Source organism: Corynebacterium sp. KPL2861, assembly GCF_040225475.1.
In the GTDB taxonomy this organism is placed as follows: Bacteria; Actinomycetota; Actinomycetes; order Mycobacteriales; family Mycobacteriaceae; genus Corynebacterium.
This window is the reverse complement of record NZ_JBEHFW010000001.1, coordinates 78,768-100,710: the sequence shown is the minus strand read 5'-3', so window position 1 is coordinate 100,710 and position 21,943 is coordinate 78,768. Positions and strand designations below refer to the sequence as shown.

20 protein-coding genes are annotated in these 21,943 nt (G+C 60.1%); 16 read left to right on the top strand and 4 right to left on the bottom strand.

Annotation, left to right across the window (positions count from 1 at the left end):
- Window positions 1–11 precede the first annotated feature (11 nt).
- Window positions 12–488, bottom strand: a complete 477-nt coding sequence (locus ABRP84_RS00470) for a metallopeptidase family protein (protein ID WP_349852010.1) — start codon at window positions 486–488, stop codon at window positions 12–14.
- A gap of 88 nt (window positions 489–576) precedes the next feature.
- On the opposite strand from ABRP84_RS00470, the gene ABRP84_RS00465 reads away from it, so the two are divergent.
- Window positions 577–1,074, top strand: a complete 498-nt coding sequence (locus tag ABRP84_RS00465) for a DUF3499 domain-containing protein (RefSeq protein WP_084529704.1) — start codon at window positions 577–579, stop codon at window positions 1,072–1,074.
- Between the two features lie 107 nt (window positions 1,075–1,181).
- Complete coding sequence (locus ABRP84_RS00460; protein ID WP_023025587.1) at window positions 1,182–2,549, top strand: phosphomannomutase/phosphoglucomutase; 1,368 nt, start codon at window positions 1,182–1,184, stop codon at window positions 2,547–2,549.
- 8 nt (window positions 2,550–2,557) lie between these two features.
- Here the strand turns inward: ABRP84_RS00460 and ABRP84_RS00455 are convergent, their stop codons facing one another.
- Window positions 2,558–3,910 (bottom strand): FAD-dependent oxidoreductase, encoded by a 1,353-nt coding sequence (locus ABRP84_RS00455; RefSeq protein WP_349852007.1) that lies wholly within the window; start codon window positions 3,908–3,910, stop codon window positions 2,558–2,560.
- A gap of 307 nt (window positions 3,911–4,217) precedes the next feature.
- Between ABRP84_RS00455 and ABRP84_RS00450 the strand changes: the two genes are divergently transcribed.
- From ABRP84_RS00450 to ABRP84_RS00435, 4 genes are read left to right on the top strand one after another with little or no spacing between them, the layout of a single operon-like run.
- The gene (locus tag ABRP84_RS00450) at window positions 4,218–5,894 is read left to right on the top strand and encodes a nitrite/sulfite reductase (protein WP_349852005.1); all 1,677 of its coding nucleotides are present in this window, start codon (window positions 4,218–4,220) and stop codon (window positions 5,892–5,894) included.
- Window positions 5,891–6,142 (top strand): hypothetical protein, encoded by a 252-nt coding sequence (locus tag ABRP84_RS00445; protein ID WP_005277497.1) that lies wholly within the window; start codon window positions 5,891–5,893, stop codon window positions 6,140–6,142. The genes ABRP84_RS00450 and ABRP84_RS00445 overlap by 4 nt, the downstream gene beginning before the upstream one ends.
- Before the next feature lie 9 nt (window positions 6,143–6,151).
- Entirely contained in the window at window positions 6,152–6,877 is a 726-nt protein-coding gene (locus tag ABRP84_RS00440; protein WP_349852003.1) for a sirohydrochlorin chelatase, read from the top strand.
- Window positions 6,871–7,890, top strand: a complete 1,020-nt coding sequence (locus ABRP84_RS00435) for a sulfite exporter TauE/SafE family protein (protein WP_349852002.1) — start codon at window positions 6,871–6,873, stop codon at window positions 7,888–7,890. Before ABRP84_RS00440 ends, ABRP84_RS00435 begins: the two co-directional genes overlap by 7 nt.
- Here the strand turns inward: ABRP84_RS00435 and cobA are convergent.
- Window positions 7,887–8,639: a uroporphyrinogen-III C-methyltransferase gene (cobA, locus tag ABRP84_RS00430; RefSeq protein WP_349852000.1), complete on the bottom strand. Its 753-nt coding sequence runs from the start codon at window positions 8,637–8,639 to the stop codon at window positions 7,887–7,889. The genes ABRP84_RS00435 and cobA overlap by 4 nt on opposite strands.
- 41 nt (window positions 8,640–8,680) lie before the next feature.
- Between cobA and ABRP84_RS00425 the strand changes: the two genes are divergently transcribed.
- Both ABRP84_RS00425 and manA read left to right on the top strand, forming a co-directional pair.
- A complete protein-coding gene (locus ABRP84_RS00425; RefSeq protein ID WP_349851998.1) occupies window positions 8,681–9,730 on the top strand; it encodes an exopolyphosphatase in 1,050 nt (349 codons plus the stop codon).
- Between the two features lie 6 nt (window positions 9,731–9,736).
- Window positions 9,737–10,990: a mannose-6-phosphate isomerase, class I gene (gene manA / locus ABRP84_RS00420; protein WP_349851996.1), complete on the top strand. Its 1,254-nt coding sequence runs from the start codon at window positions 9,737–9,739 to the stop codon at window positions 10,988–10,990.
- A gap of 119 nt (window positions 10,991–11,109) precedes the next feature.
- Here manA and ABRP84_RS00415 read toward each other — a convergent pair whose 3' ends face one another.
- Complete coding sequence (locus tag ABRP84_RS00415; RefSeq protein WP_349851994.1) at window positions 11,110–11,976, bottom strand: hypothetical protein; 867 nt, start codon at window positions 11,974–11,976, stop codon at window positions 11,110–11,112.
- A gap of 212 nt (window positions 11,977–12,188) precedes the next feature.
- Here ABRP84_RS00415 and ABRP84_RS00410 point away from each other — a divergent pair, with 212 nt between their 5' ends.
- The 8 genes from ABRP84_RS00410 (at window position 12,189) to secA (ending at window position 21,878) form a co-directional block, all read left to right on the top strand.
- The gene (locus ABRP84_RS00410; RefSeq protein WP_349851992.1) at window positions 12,189–12,542 is read left to right on the top strand and encodes a DUF4259 domain-containing protein; all 354 of its coding nucleotides are present in this window, start codon (window positions 12,189–12,191) and stop codon (window positions 12,540–12,542) included.
- 62 nt (window positions 12,543–12,604) lie between these two features.
- Complete coding sequence (locus ABRP84_RS00405; RefSeq protein WP_349851990.1) at window positions 12,605–13,219, top strand: dTMP kinase; 615 nt, start codon at window positions 12,605–12,607, stop codon at window positions 13,217–13,219.
- A 3-nt stretch (window positions 13,220–13,222) separates the two neighbouring features.
- Window positions 13,223–13,915 (top strand): MtrAB system response regulator MtrA, encoded by a 693-nt coding sequence (mtrA, locus tag ABRP84_RS00400; protein ID WP_005281774.1) that lies wholly within the window; start codon window positions 13,223–13,225, stop codon window positions 13,913–13,915.
- 90 nt (window positions 13,916–14,005) lie between these two features.
- Entirely contained in the window at window positions 14,006–15,841 is a 1,836-nt protein-coding gene (mtrB, locus tag ABRP84_RS00395) for an MtrAB system histidine kinase MtrB (protein WP_502879764.1), read from the top strand.
- Window positions 15,842–17,587 carry an MtrAB system accessory lipoprotein LpqB gene (lpqB, locus tag ABRP84_RS00390; protein WP_349851988.1) on the top strand — a complete coding sequence of 582 codons (1,746 nt, stop codon included), beginning with the start codon at window positions 15,842–15,844 and terminating at the stop codon, window positions 17,585–17,587.
- A 158-nt stretch (window positions 17,588–17,745) separates the two neighbouring features.
- Window positions 17,746–18,270, top strand: coding sequence for a ComF family protein (locus tag ABRP84_RS00385; protein ID WP_284869880.1), 525 nt, complete (start codon window positions 17,746–17,748; stop codon window positions 18,268–18,270).
- 136 nt (window positions 18,271–18,406) lie between these two features.
- Window positions 18,407–19,051, top strand: coding sequence for a ribosome hibernation-promoting factor, HPF/YfiA family (hpf, locus tag ABRP84_RS00380; RefSeq protein ID WP_284642289.1), 645 nt, complete (start codon window positions 18,407–18,409; stop codon window positions 19,049–19,051).
- Window positions 19,052–19,292: 241 nt separating this feature from the next.
- Window positions 19,293–21,878 carry a preprotein translocase subunit SecA gene (gene secA / locus ABRP84_RS00375; RefSeq protein WP_349851985.1) on the top strand — a complete coding sequence of 862 codons (2,586 nt, stop codon included), beginning with the start codon at window positions 19,293–19,295 and terminating at the stop codon, window positions 21,876–21,878.
- The last annotated feature ends 65 nt before the right edge of the window (window positions 21,879–21,943 follow it).

Sequence of the window (21,943 nt, the reverse complement as noted above, 5' to 3'; positions counted from 1 at the left end):
GAGAAACCTCCCTACCAGCCATAGCGCGGGTCTACCTCCTCTGGAGCGAGGTTTAAGTAATTGGCCACCAGGGCGGTAATGACCGTGCCGAGGAGCTCCGCGCGCTCGGCGGAGGTGACAGCACGCTGCTCAATGGGCATGCGGAAGATAACGAGCCGGGCGCGGGTAGGGGTGCCAGCAGAATCGACACCGGCGGGCACGATGCGACCGAGCGGCACTGGCCCATCGGCAATGATTTCATCCGGCAGCACCGTCATATCGGCAGAAAGGCGCATGCGCGGGATGGTATCTACCGCAAGATCGAGCCCGCGCAATTGCGGGGCGAAGGCGTGTTGAATGGGTGCGTAGGCCTCGAGGACGGCGGCATCGAAAAGCTCGCGGGTGCTGCGGTAGCGCGGGGTTTGCTGCGGTAGCAAGGACCCGTGCAGCCCGCGCCCGTGGCGGTCGCGGGCGGGGCGAATATGCGGGCGGGGGCGAGCGGCGGTCATGGCGTTGATTCTAAAGCTCTATGGCTGCGCAATAAGTGCAGCCACGCCGGGGAAGTACTATCTAAATCTCAACCAAGGGTTTAGACTATTGCCCGTGACTGAATCTCGCCATTGCTCCCGCCCAGGCTGCGGCCGACCCGCCGTGGCGACGTTGACCTATGCATATGCGGATCAAACCGCAGTGGTTGGACCGCTGGCAGAAGAGGATAACCCGCATAGCTGGGATCTGTGCAGCACCCACCGCGACCGCATCTCTGCGCCGGTGGGGTGGGAGTTGGTGCGCGTAGACCGCATCGAGCTAGATGAGGACGATGACCTTATGGCCCTGGCCCAGGCGGTCAAGGAAGACGGCAGGGTGACCACGGGGCTTGTCGATGACCGCAGTGCCGGCTCCGGGGCAGACCCCATCGATTACGCCGCCACCTTCGATGGTGCTGACCCCGCCAATTCCAATCACCCGGTATTTCGCACTCGTCGCGTGGCCTATGCCAAAAAGGCCCGCCGCGCTCACCTGTCCGTCGTTCCCGATGCGCACAGCGAAGATGATCCTGCCGAGAAGCAGGACACGGACACCGAGTCCGACTAAACCACGGGCGCTGGGCACAGCGCCCGTGAAAGTTTGCGCTAGCTAGCTGCAGACACGGACGGAACACTGCGCTAGTTGCCCGCAGGCGGGGAGTATTATTGCGAGGTATGCGAACTCGTGAGCATCTTGATGCAGTGATTAAGGCCTATGACGTCCGTGGCGTGGTGGGCGAAGATATCGATGAAGACTTCGTGCGCGATACCGGCGCCGCCTTCGCCGCAATCCTGCGCGAAGAAGGCGAAAACACCGTGGCTGTAGGTCACGATATGCGCCCGTCTTCACCCGCACTGGCGCAAGCCTTTGCTGAGGGCGTGGTGAGCCAAGGCCTCCACGTGACGCTTTTGGGGCTTACCTCCACCGATGAGCTCTACTATGCCGCGGGTTCTATGGAGTGCGCGGGTGCTATGTTTACCGCCTCCCACAACCCGGCGAAGTATAACGGCATCAAGCTCTGCCGCGCCGGAGCCGTCCCCGTGGGGCAACAAACTGGGTTAGAAGAGATTAAGCAGATGCTTATCGATGGCACCCCAAACTACGACGGCCCCAATGGTGCCATCGCCGAGCAGGAAATCCTGACCGGCTACGCGGATTTCCTGCGTCACCTCGTGCCGCTGGAAGAATCCAAGCCGCTGGTCGTCGCCGTCGATGCCGCCAATGGCATGGGCGGGCACACGGTCCCGGCCGTTTTCGATGGCCTGCCCTTTGATGTCCGCGATCTCTACTTTGAGCTCGACGGTACCTTCCCCAACCATGAGGCGAACCCACTGGATCCCAAGAACCTAGAGGATCTGCAGAAATTCACCGTAGAGCAAAAGGCCGATATCGGCCTTGCCTTTGACGGCGACGCGGACCGTTGCTTCGTGGTGGATGAAAAGGGCCAGCCGGTATCGCCGTCTGCCATCTGCGCGCTGGTGGCAAGCCGCTACTTGGATAAATTTACTGGCGCGACCATCATCCACAACTTGATTACGTCCAAGACGGTGCCGGAGCTCATCGTGGAAAAGGGCGGTACCGCCGTGCGCACGCGCGTGGGCCACTCCTTCATCAAGGCCCAAATGGCCGAGCACAAGGCGGCCTTTGGCGGCGAGCACTCCGCGCACTACTACTTCCAGGAATTCTGGAATGCCGATTCCGGCATGCTAGCCGCGATGCATGTCCTGGCCGCGTTGGGGCAGACGGATAAGCCACTCAGCGAGCTCATGGCGGAATACTCCCGCTACGAGGCCTCTGGGGAAATCAACTCCACCGTGGCGGATCAACAGGCCGCCACCCAGGCGGTACTCGATGAGCTGGCGGATAAGATTGAATCCGTCGATGAGCTCGACGGTGTCACGGTCGAGCTCAAGGGTACGGATGCCTGGTTCAATGTGCGCGCTTCCAATACCGAGCCGCTGTTGCGACTCAATGTTGAGGCGAAGACCTCCGAAGAGGTTCAGCAGATCGTAGACGAGGTCCTCGCCATCATCAGGCGCTAATTACTGAATTACTGCGCGCGGGAGTGGGCGACCATGTCTTCCCACTCCACGTACTTCTTTCGCTCGCGGCCTTCGCGCTCGCCCAAAGCGCGCTCAGCGGCATCGAGGCGCTGCCAATCCTGCCACGTGAGGTAGTCGATGCCCTTATCTGCGAAGGCCTCGGTGATATCGTCGGCGGTGGGGGACGGTAGGGTGCCCGCGGCGGCATCATCAAGCAGCATGCCAATGGTTTCACTGGCATCGGACTTGGTATTGCCAATCAGGCCCACGGGCCCGCGTTTTACCCAGCCGGTGGTGTAGAGGCCGGGCACGATGGCGCCCTCTTCGTCGATGACGTGGCCGCCGTCATTGTTGATGACGTTTTTCTCGCTATTAAATGGCACGCCATCCACGGCGTCCGAGCGATAGCCCGTGGCAAAGTAGACCGCTTGCACTGGCCACGTGGTGAATTTACCCGTCCCGCGCACGCTGCCATCGCCGGTCAGCTCTGTGCGCTCCGTTTTAATCCCACTGACCTGGCCGTTCTCACCGAGAATTTCCACCGGCTGCTCGAAGAGGTGGATCTGCAGCGTATGCGGGGCCTGTTTGGGATCGCGAATGGCATATTGCTCAAGAACCTGGCACACCAAATCCGTAGACTTGCTGGAAGCGCGCGCCTCTAGCGAGGCCTCGTCGTAATCAATATCTTCGGGGGAGACGACCACATTGATGTTCTCCGAATGGTCGAGCTCTTTGAGCTCTTGCGGGGTGAACTTGGCTTGGGCGGGCCCGCGGCGCCCGAAGACGCGCACGGTCTCTGCCTTATTTTGTGCCAGCGAATCGTAGACATTATCGGCGATTTCGGTCACCTTAAGCTCATCGCCCGTCTTAGCCAAGATGCGCGAGACGTCCAGGCCCACATTGCCTACGCCGATGACGGCGACCTCGCTGGCGGAGAGATCCCACTCGCGCTCAAAGCGTGGATTGCCATCATAGAAGCCCACGAACTCACCGGCGCCGTGCACTCCCTGTAGCTGCGCGCCGGGGATTTCGCGGTGGCGATCGCCTACTGCTCCGGTGGCGAAGATGACGGCATCGTAGTGCTGCTGCAGCTCGTCCACGGTGATATCGCGGCCGATGTGAACGTTGGTAAGCAGGCGAATCTGCTCAGTATCTAAGACGCGGTGCAGGGATTTAATGATTCCTTTAATGCGTGGATGGTCGGGGGCCACGCCGTAGCGGATGAGGCCGAAGGGGGCGGGCATCTGTTCAATGAGATCGATGCGCACGTTTCCGCCGGTCTTTTTTACCAGGATGTCGGAGGCATAAATGCCGGCGGGACCGGCACCGATGACTGCTACGTTTAAGGGTTTATCTGACACGGTAATTCTGCCTTTCTTGTATGCGTATTCTCCCGCGGCGATGTGAAGGGAAACGGGGTTCCTTAACGGATATACACTAATAGACCGATAGGTCTATTAGTGGCGGTTGAGTGCGGGATTTCTCTTAAGAGAGTGAACCGTATGGTCTGTTTGTGCACAAGTGGGATATTTAGATTCTTTATTAGATCTCTTTAAGGTGCTGGTCACGGCATTAATAAAAGTGAAAATAAAACAGACCGCTTTGTCTGTACTCTATAGACGGGTAGGTTTTCCTTCAACGCTTTGAAAGGGAGGTCTACACCACATTATGGCTACCGCAACGACGACCAAACGCAAGCCACGGGCCAATAAGCCCGAGGGCCAATGGAAAATTGACGGTAAGAAACCGTTGAATAACGATGAGGCCATCAAGCAGGACGATGGTGGTCTCTCAGCCAGGCAGCGCGTGATAGACATCTACTCCAAACAGGGATTTTCCTCCATCCCACCGGAGGATTTAGCACCGCGCTTTAAGTGGTTAGGGCTGTATACGCAGCGCAATCAGAACCTGGGCGGGGAGATGACCGCCAAGCTATCCAACGCAGAATTGCAAGATGAATACTTCATGATGCGCGTGCGCTTCGATGGCGGCCGCGCTGATCCAGCAAAGTTGCGCGCGGTAGGGGAAATCTCGCGCGATTATGCTCGCTCCACCGCGGACTTTACTGACCGGCAGAATATCCAGCTGCACTGGATTCAGATCGAAGATGTGCCCACCATCTGGGACAAACTCGAATCTGTGGGCCTGGGTACCTTGATGGGGTGCGGCGATGTGCCGCGCGTTATCTTGGGCTCGCCGGTCGCAGGAGTTGCCGAAGATGAGATTATCGATGCCACCCCAGCTATCGAGGAAATCAAGAATAATTACTTACCGCGCGAGGAGTTCCATAACCTTCCCCGCAAGTTCAAAACCGCTATTTCCGGCAATGCGCGCCAGGACGTTACGCACGAAATTCAAGACGTTGCCTTCGTCGGCGTCAACCACCCCGAATACGGGCCCGGCTTTGACTGCTTCGTGGGTGGGGGACTGTCCACCAACCCGATGCTCTCGCAGTCTCTAGGCGCGTGGGTGCCACTCGAGCGCGTGCCGGAAGTATGGGCCGGCGTGGTCAGCATCTTCCGCGACTATGGCTTCCGCCGCAACCGCAACCGCGCGCGCCTGAAGTTCTTGGTGGCTAAATGGGGCATCGAAAAGTTCCGCCAAGTGCTCGAGGAGGAGTATCTGGAGAAGCCGCTGGCCGATGGCATCCCGCTCGAGGTCAATCCCGGCAGCCGCGATCACCTGGGCGTGCACAGGCAAAAGGACGGCAAATTCTACGTCGGCGTGAAACCTACCGTGGGCCATGCAACGGGCGAACAGCTCATTGCCATTGCCGATGTCGCAGAAAAGTTCGGCATCTCGCGCATCCGTACCACCCCGATGAAGGAATTGCTCTTTCTTGATGTGGAGGAAGACGATATTCCGGCGCTCTCGCGCGCGCTAGATGAAACGGGCCTGTATTCCCAGCCCACGGAGTTCCGCCGCGGCGTCATTTCCTGCACTGGTCTGGAATTTTGCAAGTTGGCGCACGTGACGACAAAGGCCCGCGCCATCGAATTGGTGGACATCCTCGAAGACACCCTGGGGGATTTGGATGTGCCCATTTCCATCGCATTGAACGGTTGCCCCAATGCGTGCGCGCGCTCCCAGGTATCCGATATCGGGCTCAAGGGTCAGATCGTCACCGATGCCGATGGCAACCGCGTAGAGGGCTTCCAAGTCCACCTGGGCGGTGCCCTAGGCCTTTCACCTGACTGGGGCCGCAAGCTCCGCGGGCACAAGGTTGTTGCCGATGAGGTACCGGACTACGTCATACGGCTGGTCAATAAATATAAGGAACAACGCGAAGAAGGCGAGCAGTTCCGCCACTGGGTACTGCGCGCCGAGGAGGAAGATCTGCAGTGAATTTTCGCCGTAAGCCTAATCCCAATCGCAATCACCCCACCTTTTGCCCTTACTGCGCCGGCACCGATCTCTTCCCGGATGAAGAAGACGACTTTGCCTGGAATTGCCAGGAATGCCTGCGCGTATTTTCGGTCCGCTTCCATGGACAAGACGATGCCCCCGTAGCACCGGCCCCAGCAGTCTCTTCCACCGAGGCCCTGCAGCGCTCCCTAGCTCGCCGCGGACACTCCACGGCTCCAGTGGATTAAGGATGGACCATGACCGCACTCGTTACTTTGTCCCACGGCTCGCGCCACCCGGGCGCCGCCGCCGGCATTGAACGGCTCACCCAGGCCGCTGCCGCCTCGATACCAGGCCGACCTGCTTATCGTGCGGCGCACCTGGAGTTCAATACTCCCGATCTCACCGGAGCTGCAGTCGATCTCGCTCGTTGCGGGGAGGATACGGCCGTAGTCATTCCATTGCTCTTTACGCAGGGTTACCACCAGCGCGTTGACGTTCCCCGCGTTATTGCGGCGGCCGAACAGGCTTCAGGCCTGCGCTTGGTGCAAGGCGAGTGCTTAGGCGGAGGGCGCGCCGCACGAGATGCGGACAGGCGGGAAGCCGCAGAAGCGGAATTGGCGGCGGTACTCGCCGCGCGCGCCAGGCCCGCCGATACCCACCACGTCATCTACTCCGTTGGTTCCTCCGATGCTGCGGCCAATGACTCCATCCGCCGGCTCGCCGCTCGGGTATCCCAGCTCACCGGTGTACCCGCCACGGCCGCGTTCGCCACCCGGGGTGGCAGCAACGACATTCATGCATTGGCAAGAAGCACTGCGCGAATGCGGGTTATCCCGCTCTTTGTAACCGCAGGACTGCTCCTTAAACCACTGTCATCTACTCCCAGCAATGTCACCGTCGATCCCGTTCTTGGTACCGATCTCGCTGGCATCGTTGCTGCCCACTATCACATCGCCCAGGAGGTCGGTGTCCCATGCTAACTCTTATTTTAATCGCCGTGGCCGGTGCGGCCGCCCAGCTTGTCGATGGCGGCATCGGCATGGGCTTCGGCGTCACCTCAACCACCATCCTTCTCCTGGCGGGCCTTGGGCCCGCCCAAGCCTCCGCCGTCGTCCACACCGCTGAGCTGGGGACCACCGCAATGTCGGGCCTGAGCCACGCCCGCTTTGGCAATGTGGATTGGAAAACCGTCTTCCGGCTGGGCGTTCCCGGTGCCATCGCGGCATTTATCGGCGCCACCGTGCTCTCCAATATCTCCACCGATGCGGCAGCCCCCATTACCGCGCTCATCTTGGTTGCCATCGGCAGCAACCTCATCTGGCGCTTTTCCCGCCCGCGCCGGGCGAAGTTCGTGCAGACGCGCAGCCATTCCACCCCATTTTTGATCGGGCTCGGTTCCGTCGGCGGCTTCGTTGACTCCACCGGTGGCGGTGGTTGGGGTCCGGTATCCACCTCGACGCTCATGGCGATTGGCCGCGAGCAGCCCCGCCGCATCGTCGGCACGGTAAATACCGCCGAATTCCTGGTCACCCTGGGTGCAACCCTCGGCTTCGTCGTTGGATTGTGGCAGGATATCGTCGCCAACCTCTCCGCCGTGTTGGCCCTGCTCATCGGTGGTTCCATTGCCGCTCCGATTGCGGCATGGGTGATTTCCCGGATTGAGCCGGTCGTCCTCGGTGGCCTCGTGGGTACGGCCATCGTGGCTCTCAATATCGGCAAGGTCTTAAGCGGGCTAGAAACCTACTTCGGGCTGACGGTGCCGGGCTTTGTCTCCCCGCTGCTCATGGTCATGATCCTCGTCGTGGGCATTTCCGCCACCATCCACGGCGCACGGGCGACCCGGGCAGCCCGCGCACGGGAGCTGGAAGCCGAAAACGCCGAGACCAAGGCACATGCGGAATTTCATGCCGCAGGCTTTGCACACAACGCGGCCGGTGCCTCCAAGGGCGAAAGCGTCGTGGAGGACTCCGCACCGCAGGCGGATAAAGCCTAATCGCTGGCCGGGTCGAGGCCGGCAACCTCGCCGATGACATATACGGCAGGGGAGGAGACGTTATTATCCTCCATCGTCTGCGCAAGGTGCGCTAGTTCACAGCGAAATTCCCGCTGCGTGTCCAGGGTGCCCTCCTGGATAATCGCGCACGGTGTCGAGCCAGCAAGCCCGCCGTCTTGCAATGCCCTGGCAATCGCCGGGGCATTTTTCACGCCCATGATGATGGACAAGGTCGCGCCGGACTGGGCCAGGGCGTGCCAATCCACTAGGGACTTCTCGTGTCTTGGAGGCAGGTGGCCCGATACGACGGTAAAGCCGTGAACCATTCCGCGCTGGGTGACGGGGATGCCAATGCCCGCGGGTACGGAAATGGCGGAGGTCACCCCTGGAATGACGGTGGTGGGGATAGATGCCTTGGCTAGGGCCTGTACCTCTTCAAAGCCGCGGCCGAACACGAAAGGATCGCCTCCTTTGAGCCGCGCTACCTTCCGTCCGGCTTGGGCGTGTTCGATGAGCAGCTCGTTGATCTTGTCTTGCGTAATCGACTTCTTGTAGGGCAGCTTGGAGACATCGATAAGCTCCTTTGCGGAAATATCGCAGAGCTTATCCAACTGCGGGGCAGGGCCTAGGTGATCGGTCAAGATGACCTCGGCCTCCTGTAGGGCGCGCATGCCGCGAACCGTAATCAGGTCCCACGCGCCGGGGCCGCCACCGATAAGGGATACGGGATGAATTTGTGCTGACATCATGCCGCACCATCATAGTGGGAGCCAGACTATGCTGGAGCGATATGGATAACGGTTTCACTGATGGTTCCGCCTATGACACCGAAACGGTGCGATTTTTTGATGTCGCCCACGAGGGCGCGCAGATTCGTCTGCTCGCCGGGCAAATGGAGCGCTGGGGTGAAATCTTAAACGGGCTCAACCCGCGCTCCCTGGTCATCCTGCCCACCGATGCCATCGCCCGCGAGGCAGCGCACCTTGGCGTCGGCTTGGCCGAACCGCTGCGCATTCCGCTGGTGGTGACGGAATCGCTGCCGCAATACGTGGGCGCGCTCGATATCGTCGTGGCGGTGGGCGAGCCCGCAGAATGCGATTGGGCCTCCCGCGCGCTCATTGCGGCGAGCCAGCGGGGCGCCACCACCATTCTGGTGGGCCCGGCAAGCGGCCCCCTGGTAGAGGATTGCCCAGAAGATACCCTGATTGCCCCGTCGCTTCCCACCGCAGAGGGCTGCTCGCCGGCGCGGTTTATCACGGCCTTGTACGCGCTGTGCAGCATCGTGCATACCTCCCCGTACGCGGTGCGCGAGGAGCTAGAGGATCTAGCAGCCGCGGTAGATCGCGAGATCGAGCAGCTTTCGCCAGAGCGCGATGATGCCATCAATCCGGGTCGGCAGCTGCGCGAATACGCCGAGGGTGCGCGGATTATCCACTCCTGCGTCATCGATGCCTATGCGTATGCCGAGCGCCGCGAGCGCGTCCACATCGATACCTTGGTCGCCCGCATGGCAGCAACCATCTGGGCCGTGCACGGGTTGCCCGGCACCTTTGTCGAGCCCGCTGACCTGCGCGGTGCACTCGATCGGGGTGCCGAATCGAGTACGGCGCCCGCGCCTGCCGATGACCTTTTCTACGATCCCTTCATCGACGGTGCTGGCGCGGATGCACCTTTGATACCCTTGAAAGTGATTTTCTGGGGGCAGGAAGAGGCGAACCTGCCCAACTCGCTTGCAGTCCGCAGCACCGACCCGGAACCGGGCCTTGGGCACCTTGCCCGCTCGCTGCAGCTTATTACGCGGAGTTTTGCCGCGACCGCCTACGAGATTTCTAAAGGATAGAAATAAATGCAATTACTGGAAGGCGCTACCCGCAACTACTCGTGGGGCTCGCGCACCCTCATCCCTGAGCTGCGGGGCGAAGAAGCCGCAGAAAAGCCGGTGGCCGAACTCTGGTTTGGTGCCCACCCGGGCGATCCCTCCACGGTGGATGGCCAGCTTCTCAACGAGGTTATTGCGGAGGATCCAGAAGGCCAGCTGGGTGCTCGAGTTTATAAAGAATACGGCGAGAACCTGCCGTTCCTGCTGAAGATTCTCGCCGCCGAAGATCCACTGTCTTTGCAGGCCCACCCGTCCAAGGAGCAGGCCGAGGAGGGTTTCGCCCGCGAAAACGAGGCAGGCATTGCCCTGCAGGCCGCAAACCGCAATTACAAGGACGATAACCACAAGCCGGAACTTATCGTGGCTCTTTCGGATTTCTACGCCATGGCGGGTTTCCGTCCCTTGGCACAAACCCGCGAGCTCTTTGCCGCCTTGCAGTGCCCAGAGCTTGAGCGCTACCTGGCCATGCTTGACGATGACCCCGCGGAATCCTCCGAGTCCGCCAACCTCCGGGTGCTTTTTACCACGTGGATTACCATCCCTTCGGCCAAGCGCAAGGAGCTCATTAAGGCCATCGTTGCCGCCGGCGAGCGCCTGATTGCTGCCGATCCGACGGATTGGAAGGCGCGGGTCATGGCTACGGTGGTGGACCTTAATGACCGTTATCCTGGCGATATTGGCGTGCTTGGTGCGCTCTTGCTTAACCACATCGAGCTTGCCCCGGGCGAGGCCGTCTACCTCGACGCCGGACAACTCCACGCGTATGTCTCCGGTCTTGGCGTAGAAATCATGGCCAATTCCGATAATGTCTTGCGCGGCGGATTGACCCCGAAATTCGTGGATGTGCCGGAGTTGGTGAAGGTCTTGACCTATGCGGCCGCCAATGAGCCGCGGGTGCAGCAAAAAGATAAGCGGAACCAAGACAACGTCCACGGCGCCGAGGCTTGGTCCTATCCGGTGCCCATCGATGAGTTCTTGCTCGACCGTGCCGAGCTCGGGCCGGATTCTTCCGTCGACCTCGATTATGACGGCCCCACCATCGCCTTGTGCACCGCTGGTTCCCTCAGCCTGCGCAATGCCGCGGGCGAGGAATTGATCCTTTCCCCTGGCCAAGCCGCATGGCTGCCGGCCGCCGATGGCGTGGTTACCGCCCAAGCTCACGCAGTAAATGAGGCAACTCCTGAGGTCCGCGCGGCGCAACTATTCGTCGCCCGAGTTTAAAGGACCTTATAACTGTGACCCCCTTGCTGGAAAATCCCAGCAAGGGGGCCTTTTAGGTCTTGGCCGCGTTTGGCTGAGGCTAACTCCCTGATACCAGTTGTGCTAGCCGCGTAGAGGACTTAACGCGCGGCGGAAGATCCTGCGGCAGAGCTTCCCGTTGCCGGGAGATCCGTGGGCTCCTGGTTGCCGGACTGTTGCGTAGGGGCAGGCTTCCCGGTTGCTGCCGGCTCGGCGTGTGATTTGTTTTTCGCCTGCGGTGCGCTAGAAGGCGCTCCCGCTCCGGCACCGTGCCCCTCTGTGGTGGCGTCAGGAGCCGCTGGGGTGCGCTGCGCGCTCCCCTTTGTATATGACTTTTGTGGAGTCTGCGTCGATGGCGGCTCCGGGGTTTCTGATCCGGCGGGTTCTACCGGTTTTCCGGACTCTCCACCCTGATCGCCTTGACCTGGCTTTTCTTCGCCTGGGGCAGGGGAGGGAGCAGATGAGCTTGGTGCTGGGGAGGACGGCGCTTGGTTATCCGGCTTGCTGGGGGTATCTGGGACTGCCTGCCTAGTGCCGGCACCGTTACCACTCTGCGGAGCCTGGCCGCCCTGTGTGGACGGGGCGTTATTAGCGGAAGCGTCTGGAGAGTACACATTTCCGGGGCGGTACACCTTGGTAGGGCGGGTGGCCGCGTGGGGATGCGTGACGGCATTGGGCGCCAAGTATGGGTCCGTCGTTTTCGGGTGCTGATGGTCTGATTCATCAGCGCCAGAATTGGACTTTGCTGGGGCGGAGTTTTCCGTCGAAGGCTTTTTATGTGTCGACGATGTCGTCGATTCTTCAGCGGAGGTATTTTTTGGTGCCACAGTAGAGGTCGGGGACTCATTCGCGGCATTGGAGTAATGGGCGCTCGGAGTGCTCATGCGCCACACGCCCACTCCCACGACGACGGCGGCGATAAGGCCGAGCACGATGAACACGTACACGCGACGTGAATCTGGCTTCATCGTGCCCTCCTTTCTTAGTTGCATAGGGTGGGTAACAAGTTGATAACGACAGTATCATGCATTGGAATTTCCGCGACAGCCTGCAAAATCCGTGATATGTAAACAATGCACAAATGGGAAAGTGGATTTTCTATGCAATCCTTTTCATGCCCGATTTTTCTGCGACGGAAAAGCGTGTATAAATGGCGCTAAACCCGTCGAAGGAGTGAGAAATGAGCAGCTGGGACGAAGAGATTTTTAGCACCGATCTCAACGTGGATTTTTTAGATGAATTGGCAAACCTCGATGAAGAAGGGGTAATCCGCGCAGTACAGGACGCCTGCGAGGTAGCTCGCAGCAAGAACGATTTAACCGAGGAAGAGCAACTCAATGCCCACGCTGCGGCTACGATCGCCGCCATTTGGGCAGGCGCGCCGTTCAGCGCCAGCGAAACCGTCGAGGACTACCCCTATATTAGGGGCTTGGTGGGGACTGTTGACGATACCTTGACCGAAAACGCCCTTGAGATCTTGGACACCGTCGAAGAAGACTACGACGTGGAACCGTTTATCGAGGCGCTTTCTTAAAACCATGTCCCTCGGTGCCAAAGGCGCCGCCACAGAGCAGAAAGGATTCTGCGTATCTCACCATGCTCATAAGCATTGAAGGCATTGACGGCGCCGGAAAAAATACGCTTGCGACCGCAGTGCGAGACGCCCTCGAAGTCCCGGTAAGGACCATAGCCTTTCCGCGCTATGAGACCTCCATCCACGCGCAGCTCGCGCGCGAGGCGCTCTACGGAAAGATGGGCGATCTTACGGATTCGGCCTACGGTATGGCCACGCTCTTCGCCCTCGACCGCTTTGGGATAAAAGAGGAATTGCTGGCGGCGAAGGAAACCCGCGAGGTAGTGATCTTGGATCGCTATGTGGCCTCCAACGCCGCCTATTCCGCGGCTCGGTTGCGCGACGATAGCCTCTTCCAGTGGGTCTATGACCTAGAATTTGGCACCTTGGGCCTGCCACACGCAGACCTGCAGGTGTATGTGGATACGGCGGTGGAGGTGGCATCGGCAAGAGCACAGTCCCGGGCCGCCACCGATTCCACCCGCGAGCGCGACCACTATGAACGCGATGGGGGATTGCAAGAGCGCACCGCCGCCGCCTACCGGCGCTTGGTCGAATCCGGTTGGGGTGGGCGCTGGATCGCCACCGCCGATGCGGATACTATTACGGCAGCAATAAATGACCTTGTAGGAGATTAAAACGTGGCGCCAACGATTTTGGTTGTGGATGATGATCCAGCGATCTCGGAAATGCTGACCATTGTACTTGAATCTGAGGGACTCAATCCCGTCCCCGTCATGGATGGCAACGACGCCGTTCCTGCCTTCCGCGAGCACGAACCGGATCTCATCCTTTTGGATCTTATGCTGCCGGGCATGAATGGTGTGGATATCTGCCGCACCATCCGGCGCGAATCCGCGGTGCCCATTGTAATGCTTACCGCCAAGACCGATACCGTGGACGTGGTCTTGGGCCTTGAATCCGGCGCGGATGATTACATCACCAAGCCCTTTAAGCCGAAGGAGCTCATCGCCCGCATTCGGGCGCGCCTGCGCCGCACCGATTCTGCGGAGCCAGAAACTCTGGAGGTCGCCGACCTGATCATCGACGTGCCGGAACACACGGTGCGCCGCACCGATGGCACCGAATTAAACCTGACCCCGCTGGAGTTCGATCTCCTGCTGGAAATGGCGCGCCACCCAGGCCAGGTGCATACCCGCGAGTCACTCCTGGAGTCCGTCTGGGGCTACCGCAATGCCTCCGATACTCGTTTGGTTAACGTGCACGTCCAGCGCCTGCGCGCCAAGATCGAGCACGATCCGGAAGATCCGCAGATCGTGCTGACCGTGCGTGGCGTGGGGTATAAGACCGGCAAGGCCGGTGCCGGGGAGTAAGGAATCATCAGAATTCTGGACCGCGTGCGGCGCATTCGTGACGCCATAGTAGATACGCTGCGCACCTCATTGCAGGCGCGCGTTATCGGCATGATTGTGGTCGCCTCCTCAGTGGTCATGATCATCTTGGCCTACGCCTTAGTCTCCGTGCTGACCCAGCGGTTGGTATCCCAAAAAGAAGACGTGGCGCTGCAGGAACTCGAGCGTGCCCGCACGGCGGTGGAGCAGCAAATCGATGCCACCAGCTCGGCCAACTCGGTGCAGGTGCGCATCAATTCCGCCCGCGCTTCCTTGGATCAGCTCTCTGCGCAACAAGGCGATGCGCAGGCCGTGTATGAACCCGTCATCGTGGTGGAAAACCAGGATGGTTCCATCACCACCTCGCCGGAGGATTTCCCGGTGCCGGAACAAATGCGGCAGATGGTGGGCCAAGACCAGATTGCGCAGCAGTATTACCCCGTCCCGCGCGGCAATGGCGATTACTATAACGCGCTCATGGTGGGCACACCCACCGATGCCGAGATTCCGAATCTGCAGGTCTACCTTGCCCTGTCCATGGAATCTGAAGAATCAACGATGGCGCTTATGCGCGGCCTGCTCTCTGCCGCCGGCGTGGTGGTCGTGGTCTTGCTGGTGGGCATTGCCTGGTTGGCTACCCAGCAGGTCATTACCCCGATCAAGTCCGCGTCCCGCATCGCCCAGCGCCTGGCCGCCGGCCACCTCAAGGAGCGCATGGCCGTGGACCGGGACGATGAGATGGGCCGGCTTGCCGCCTCCTTTAATAATATGGCGGATAAATTGTCCTCCCAGATTGCGCAGCTGGAGGAATACGGCGATTTGCAGAGGCAATTTACTTCCGATGTCTCGCACGAGCTGCGCACCCCCATTACCACCGTGCGCATGGCCGCAGACCTCATCGAATCTGAGGCCGATAGCCTGCCCGCGGGCGCGCAGCGCGCCTCCAAGCTCATGTCCAGGGAGCTGGACCGCTTCGAGGAGCTGCTCGCGGATCTGCTGGAGATTTCCCGCCACGATGCCGGCGTGGCGGACCTATCCACCACGGCCATTGACCTGCGCTCCTGCGTGGATGCCGCCTACCGACAGGTCGAGCATTTGGCGCAGAAGCTCGACGTGGAGGTCGTTCGCAATATGCCGGATGAGCGGATTTCCATCCAGGCCGATTCGCGCCGCATCGAGCGCATTTTGCGCAACCTCTTGGCCAATGCCATCGACCACTCTGAGGGCAATCCTGTGGTGATCGATATCGCCACCACAGATAAGGCCGTGGGCGTAGCCGTTACGGACCACGGCGTGGGCCTGAAACCTGGACAAGAAGAACTGGTATTCAACCGTTTCTGGCGCGCGGATTCTTCCCGCAAGCGCCACTCTGGCGGCACTGGGCTGGGCCTTGCCATCGCCCGCGAGGACGCGGCCCTGCACGGCGGCACGCTCGATGCATTTGGCATATTTGGCTACGGCTCCCGCTTCCGCCTCATCATCCCGCGCGAGCCGAATACCGAGATTGGTGAAGAGCCCATCTCCCGAGAGATTCCAGGCGCCCCGGGCACTGGTTCAGACGCCGCGCACGACGGGCTTGCCGATGCCCCTGCTTCCTCTGACCCCAGCGGCGCAACCGGCGCCGCTGTTGGCGCCGCTGCCGACGCAGCTAGCGGTGCCGACACCGGGCAAGCTGGTACAGCGGAAGCTGGTGCAGCAGATGACGAGGACGAGGGTGGTGCCGGTGGGGCATCGCCAAGCAATAGCTCAGTGGTAGGCCGCGGAATCGGCATCGACGATGACTCGGCGGAGGCATCTGAGGCGGATGGTGATGGCATCCTGTGGCCCTCCGAACGCGAGCGCAATCGCGGGGCCGCGTCGCCAGAGAGGCGCTCCTATAAGGCGCCGGATTTTAAGGGGGATAAATAAATGAATTCGGTCATTATGAAGGGAATATGGCGGCGGCACACCGCCGTGGGCGCGGTGGCGGCGCTGTGCTTTGTCACCGGTTGTTCAACCTTGCCGCACGATACGAGCCCCCAGGTCGTAGGTACCTACCACAATCAGCCCGATGGTCCGGAAGAAGTCATTACCCCAGAGGTGGGGGCGGACCCGGACCTTACCCTGCGCGATTTTTACCGCGCTGCGGCCATTCCCACCAATGATCACGATGCGGCCCGTGGATTCCTTACGGATTCCGCCCGCGGGGCCTGGGATTCCTCGGGCGATGTCATGGTGGTCGATAGCCTGGATATCGTGACCGCGCCCGATAAGAAACAAAATACCGCGGAGGATGTGCGCTCATTTAATGTGCGGGGCACCATCATCGGACGGCTAAAATCCGGTGGGGCATATGTGCCGGAAAATGAAGGCTACGAAGCTACCATTGATATGAAAATGGTGGATGACCAGTGGCTTATTAATGGGTTGCCGGCAGGATTGGTCATTGAGCGCAATGAGCTGCGCAATCATTACACCCCGCAATCGCTCTATTTTTATAAACAAACCGATGACGTCCTTGTCCCGGATCGCCGGTGGCTCTATAAAGGCAGCGAGGAATCCGAGTCCACGCTGATCACCCTCTTGATGGAAGGCCCGTCCAGCAGCATTGCCCCTGCCACCCGCCGGGCAGCGGATGAACAGGTCACCTTCGCCGGCTATGACAATGAAAACGGATACCAGTTCGAGGGGTTGTCAGAACTGGATGAAAATGACCGCACCCGCTTTGCCGCGCAATTGGTCTGGACGCTTTCTGATGCCGGGCATATCGGCCCCTTTAAGGTCAAGGCCGATGGTAGCAACCTGGTAGAAGGCATGGACACCGTCAGCGTGGATGATTTTGCTGACTATAACCCCAAGATCAATAGCAATTCCCTGTCCACGCTGTACGCCTTGAACGAGGGCAACGTGCTGGAAGTCGATAGTGGGGTGGCCGAGCCGATCACTGGTGCCTTGGGCTCGAGCGGCAATGTGCAGTCGGTCGATGTCACCGAGTCCGGCATGATTGCGGCGGTCAGCCGGAAGTCTAATGGTGACTTCAAATTGCAAATGGGCGAAATCGGCTCCGCCATGCAGGACTCGGTCGACGGGAAGACGCTGGCGCGGCCCACCTTCGAATTTAATGGGCAGGCCGCTTGGACGGTGGTCGATGGTGACCGCATCGTACGCGTCGTGCGATCCAAGACCACCGGGCGGATCTCAGAATCCGAGGTCGATGCCCGCAGCATCGACGATATCGAGGGCGAAATCTCCGTTATCCGCTTATCCCATAGCGGCGCACGTGCGGCGATGATCATTGATGGCCACGTCTACATCGCCGCGGTGGCCCAATCCAGCAGCGGTGAAAAGCGCATTGTCAACGCCCGCGAGGTGGGCCCTGAGGTATCCGGCTCGGCACTGTCGCTGGATTGGAATAACGATGGCTCGCTCATCGTGGGCACGTCTTCTGGGCAGTCGCCGGTATGGCGCATCGAGCAAGATGGTTCCTCGGCTTCTACCATGCCGACGGGTAATATCACCGCCCCGGTAGTTGCGGTGGCTACCTCGCCCTCGAAGCTTTATATTACGGATTCCCATGCCATGCTGGAACTTCCTGCCACGGTGGTAGATGAGGTGAACTGGCGCGAGGTGCCCGGCCTGCAGGGCCGGCGTTCTTCGCCTATCGTGTCCGATTAGAAGGCGGCCGCGCTGCCGCAGAGGACCTTTCGGGCATGGGGTGGTGTCGCGCCGTGAGCGTGCGAGAGCTGATTTTTCCGCGTGCGTGCGCCGGGTGCCGGGCGCCCGGACATGTCTTGTGTCCGCAGTGCCGTGAGCACCTGCGCCAGCCTCCTTACTTGGTAAGCCGCCCGCGGCTTTTGGGGGCACCGGTATTTACCCTAGGGTCCTATTCCGATATTCGCCGCAATATCATCATCAGCATGAAGGAACAGGGCAATAGGGAGGTGCGCGATTATATCGGTGCTGTGGTGGCCGCGGGCGTGGCGCACTTGGCCGCCCGTGGCGAGATTCCCCGCGAGCTGTGCCTGGTGCCGGCACCTACTCGTCGCCGCTCGGCGCGCATGCGCGGCGGCGATCCCGTAACGGCCATGTGCCAGGGTGCGGCGAGACGACAGCAGGGCCTGCGTGTGCGCGAGGCGCTTACCATGGGCGCGGATACGGCGGATCAATCCGAGCTCAATGCGCAGGATAGGTGGGCGAACCTGCAGGGGCGCGTGGGGGTTAGCACCCCGGTGGGCGGTGAGCAGGCGCTGCTTGTCGATGACGTTATAACCACCGGTGCCACCCTCGCGGCCAGCATGGCGGCCCTGCGCGCCGCCGGCGCCACGGTCTATGGGGCGTTGGCTTTTGCCGATGCTTAAGGCACATCACAGGGTGGGGTGCACGGTGTTACCCCCTAATGCCATCAGGTCATAACCACTGGTATTATTAGAGGTGTCACAGAGGAACAGTTACTGTGATTGTTTCTAGTCCCCACTACCAAAGGGAGGCATCTCAATGTCCCAGCCAAACAAAGCTCAGGTAACAATTACGGGCCGTAACGTTGATGTACCGGAACACTTCCAGGAGCGCGTCAACGAGAAGCTGGCAAAGATTGAACGCCTTGATCCCACATTGACCTTCTTCCACGTGGAATTGCAGCACGAGCCAAACCCACGCCGCGAAGCAGAGTCCGACCGCATCCAGATCACCGCAACCGGCAAGGGTCACATCGCCCGCGCAGAGGCTAAGGAAGACTCCTTCTACGCAGCGCTGGAAACCGCGATGGGGAAGATGGAACGCTCCCTGCGGAAGGTGAAGGTGCGCCGTGAATACGTCAAGGGCGGCCACCGCGCACAGAAGGGAACTGGCGAAATTGCCGCCGAGATGGTTGCGGAGGCAGAAGCACAGCGCGCCAAGGAAGAGCGCTTGGTTGATCCTTATGCCGAGACCGTCGAGGATGTTCGCCCCGGCCAGATCGTGCGCACCAAGGAGCACCCGGCCACCCCGATGAGTGTGGACGATGCCTTGAGCGAAATGGAGCTGGTTGGTCACGATTTCTTCCTCTTTGTCAACGAGGAAAACAACAAGCCATCCGTGGTTTACCGCCGCCACGCTTTCGACTACGGCATCATCTCCTTGTCCGAGGATGCAGAGGGCTAGAGCCTCCGGCGCCCGCCTAGAGCGCTAAACCTCTTTATTTCCCCCTTCCCACCTATCGGGTTTTTGCTCGATGAGGCGGGGAAGGGGGATTTGTCATGCTCTTGTGAGCCATCCGTTTTCTTAGTGTCGTTAGTGTGAAATCACTATCGTTTAAGGGCGGGTAGAACGCGACAAGGGCAGTGGCGTGAGTACAATTGCGGGAAGTTAACGAATGTGTCGCGAAAAGAAGGACTAACGAATAGTGTTTGGACTTTCCAAGCTGCTGCGCGCGGGCGAGGGCCGTACGGTCAAGCGCCTGGGCAAGATAGCAGACGATGTAATTGCACTCGAGGATCAGTACGCGGAGCTTTCGGACGATGAGCTAAAGGCCAAGACCGACGAGTTCAAAACTCGCCTAAAGGATGGCGAAGAAAAGAACGACATCTTGCTCGATGCTTTTGCTACCGTCCGCGAAGCCGCTTGGCGCGTCCTGGGGCAAAAGCACTACCCAGTGCAGATCATGGGCGGTGCCGCCCTGCACTTTGGCAATGTTGCAGAGATGCGCACCGGTGAGGGCAAGACCCTGACCTCCTTGTTGCCCGCTTACCTCAACGCCTTGGAGGGCGAGGGCGTACACATCGTCACGGTCAATGACTACCTGGCCAAGCGCGACGCCGAGATGATGGGGCGTGTGCACCGCTGGTTGGGCCTGTCCGTGGGCGTTATCTTGGCAGAAATGCGCCCGCAAGAGCGCAAGGAAGCCTACGATTGCGATATCACTTACGGCACCAATAATGAGCTGGGCTTTGATTACCTGCGCGATAACATGGTGCGCACCCTCAATGATGTAGTTCAGCGCGGACACAACTTCTGCATCGTGGATGAGGTGGACTCGATTCTTATCGATGAAGCCCGTACCCCACTTATTATTTCCGGCCCGGTTGATGGCTCCTCCCAGTTCTACGGCGTCTTTGCGCAGCTGGCCCCGCGCATGCGCGAGGGAATCCACTACGAAGTGGACCACAAAAAGCGCACCATCGGTGTCTTGGAAGAGGGCGTGGAGTACGTCGAAGATCAGCTCGGCATTGATAACCTCTACGCGCCGGAGCACTCCCAGTTGGTTTCCTACCTCAATAACGCGTTGAAGGCCAAGGAGCTCTTTACCCGCGATAAGGACTACATCGTCCGCAACGGCGAAGTCATGATCGTGGATGGCTTTACCGGCCGCGTTTTGGCCGGTCGCCGCTACAACGAGGGCATGCACCAAGCCATTGAAGCCAAGGAGCAGGTGGAGATCAAAAACGAGAACCAGACGCTGGCGACCGTTACCCTGCAGAACTTCTTTCGCCTCTATGAAAAGATTTCCGGCATGACCGGTACCGCGGAAACGGAAGCCGCGGAGCTGCATTCCATCTATGGGCTGGATGTGGTTCCTATTCCTACCAATAAGCCGAACCAGCGCACCGACCATTCGGACCGCATTTACAAGACGCAAGAGGCAAAATTCGCCGCGGTGGTTGATGATATTGCAGAACACGTCGAAAACGGCCAGCCGGTCTTGGTCGGTACCACCTCCGTGGAGCGCTCCGAATACCTGTCGCAGCTGCTGACCAAGCGCGGCGTGCAGCACAACGTGCTCAACGCCAAGCACCACGAAGAAGAGGGCCAGATCATTGCCCGTGCGGGCCGCCCCGGCACCGTGACCGTGGCAACCAACATGGCCGGCCGTGGTACCGATATCGTGCTCGGCGGTAACCCGGAAGTCATCCTCGATGAGAAGCTGCGCGAACGCGGTCTCGACCCCTTTGAGGATGAGGAAAAATACCAGGAGGCCTGGGAAGCCGAGATCGACGGCGAGAAAGAGCGCTCGAATCGCTTGGGCGATGAGGTGCGCGAATCGGGCGGTCTCTATGTCTTGGGCACCGAGCGCCACGAGTCCCGCCGCATCGATAACCAGCTGCGCGGTCGTACCGGCCGTCAGGGTGACCCGGGCGAGACGCGCTTCTACCTGTCCATGCGCGATGAATTGATGGTGCGCTTTGTGGGCCAGTCCATGGAGCACATGATGAACCGCCTCAACGTGCCTGATGATGTCCCCATCGAGGCCAAGATGGTCTCGAACTCCATCAAGGGTGCCCAGGCGCAGGTGGAGAACCAGAACTTCGAGATGCGCAAGAACGTGCTGAAGTACGATGAGGTTCTCAATGAACAGCGCAAGGTGGTTTACTCCACGCGCTATTCCATCCTCGATGCCGATGACATCAAGGACGATATCCGCACCATGATCGATGACACGGTCTCTGCCTACGTCGCGGGCGCTACCGCCACCGGTTATGTCGAAGACTGGAACCTCGAGGAACTCTGGAATGCCCTCGAGGCGCTGTACGGCCCCACGATGTCCCCAGAAGAATTGGTGGAAGGCTCCGAGTACGGTTCCCCAGGCGAGCTCACCGCGGAGCAGCTGCGCGATGCCCTCGTCACCGATGCGAACCGGGAGTACGACAAACTGGAGGAAGCCGTTTCTGCTATCGGCGGAGACAAGCAGATGCGCAATACCGAGCGCATGGTCATCCTGCCCATCATTGACCAGAAATGGCGCGAGCACCTCTATGAGATGGACTATCTCAAAGAGGGCATCGGCCTGCGCGCGATGGCGCAGCGCGACCCGCTGGTGGAATACCAGAAGGAGGGTGGCGATATGTTCAACGCCATGAATGAGGGCGTGAAGGAAGAAACCGTGCGCCAGTTGTTCATGCTGCGCAAGCAGTTTAAGCAGCAGGAAGAAAACCAAGAATCCGGTGGCGACTCGGGCTCTGGACCTGCAGGCCAAGAAACCGTAGAGGCATAAACCCTCGCGCTCTTTTGCGCCCCTTCCCCTTCCCCTTCCTCCCCGCCCTCGGGCGGTGGGGAAGA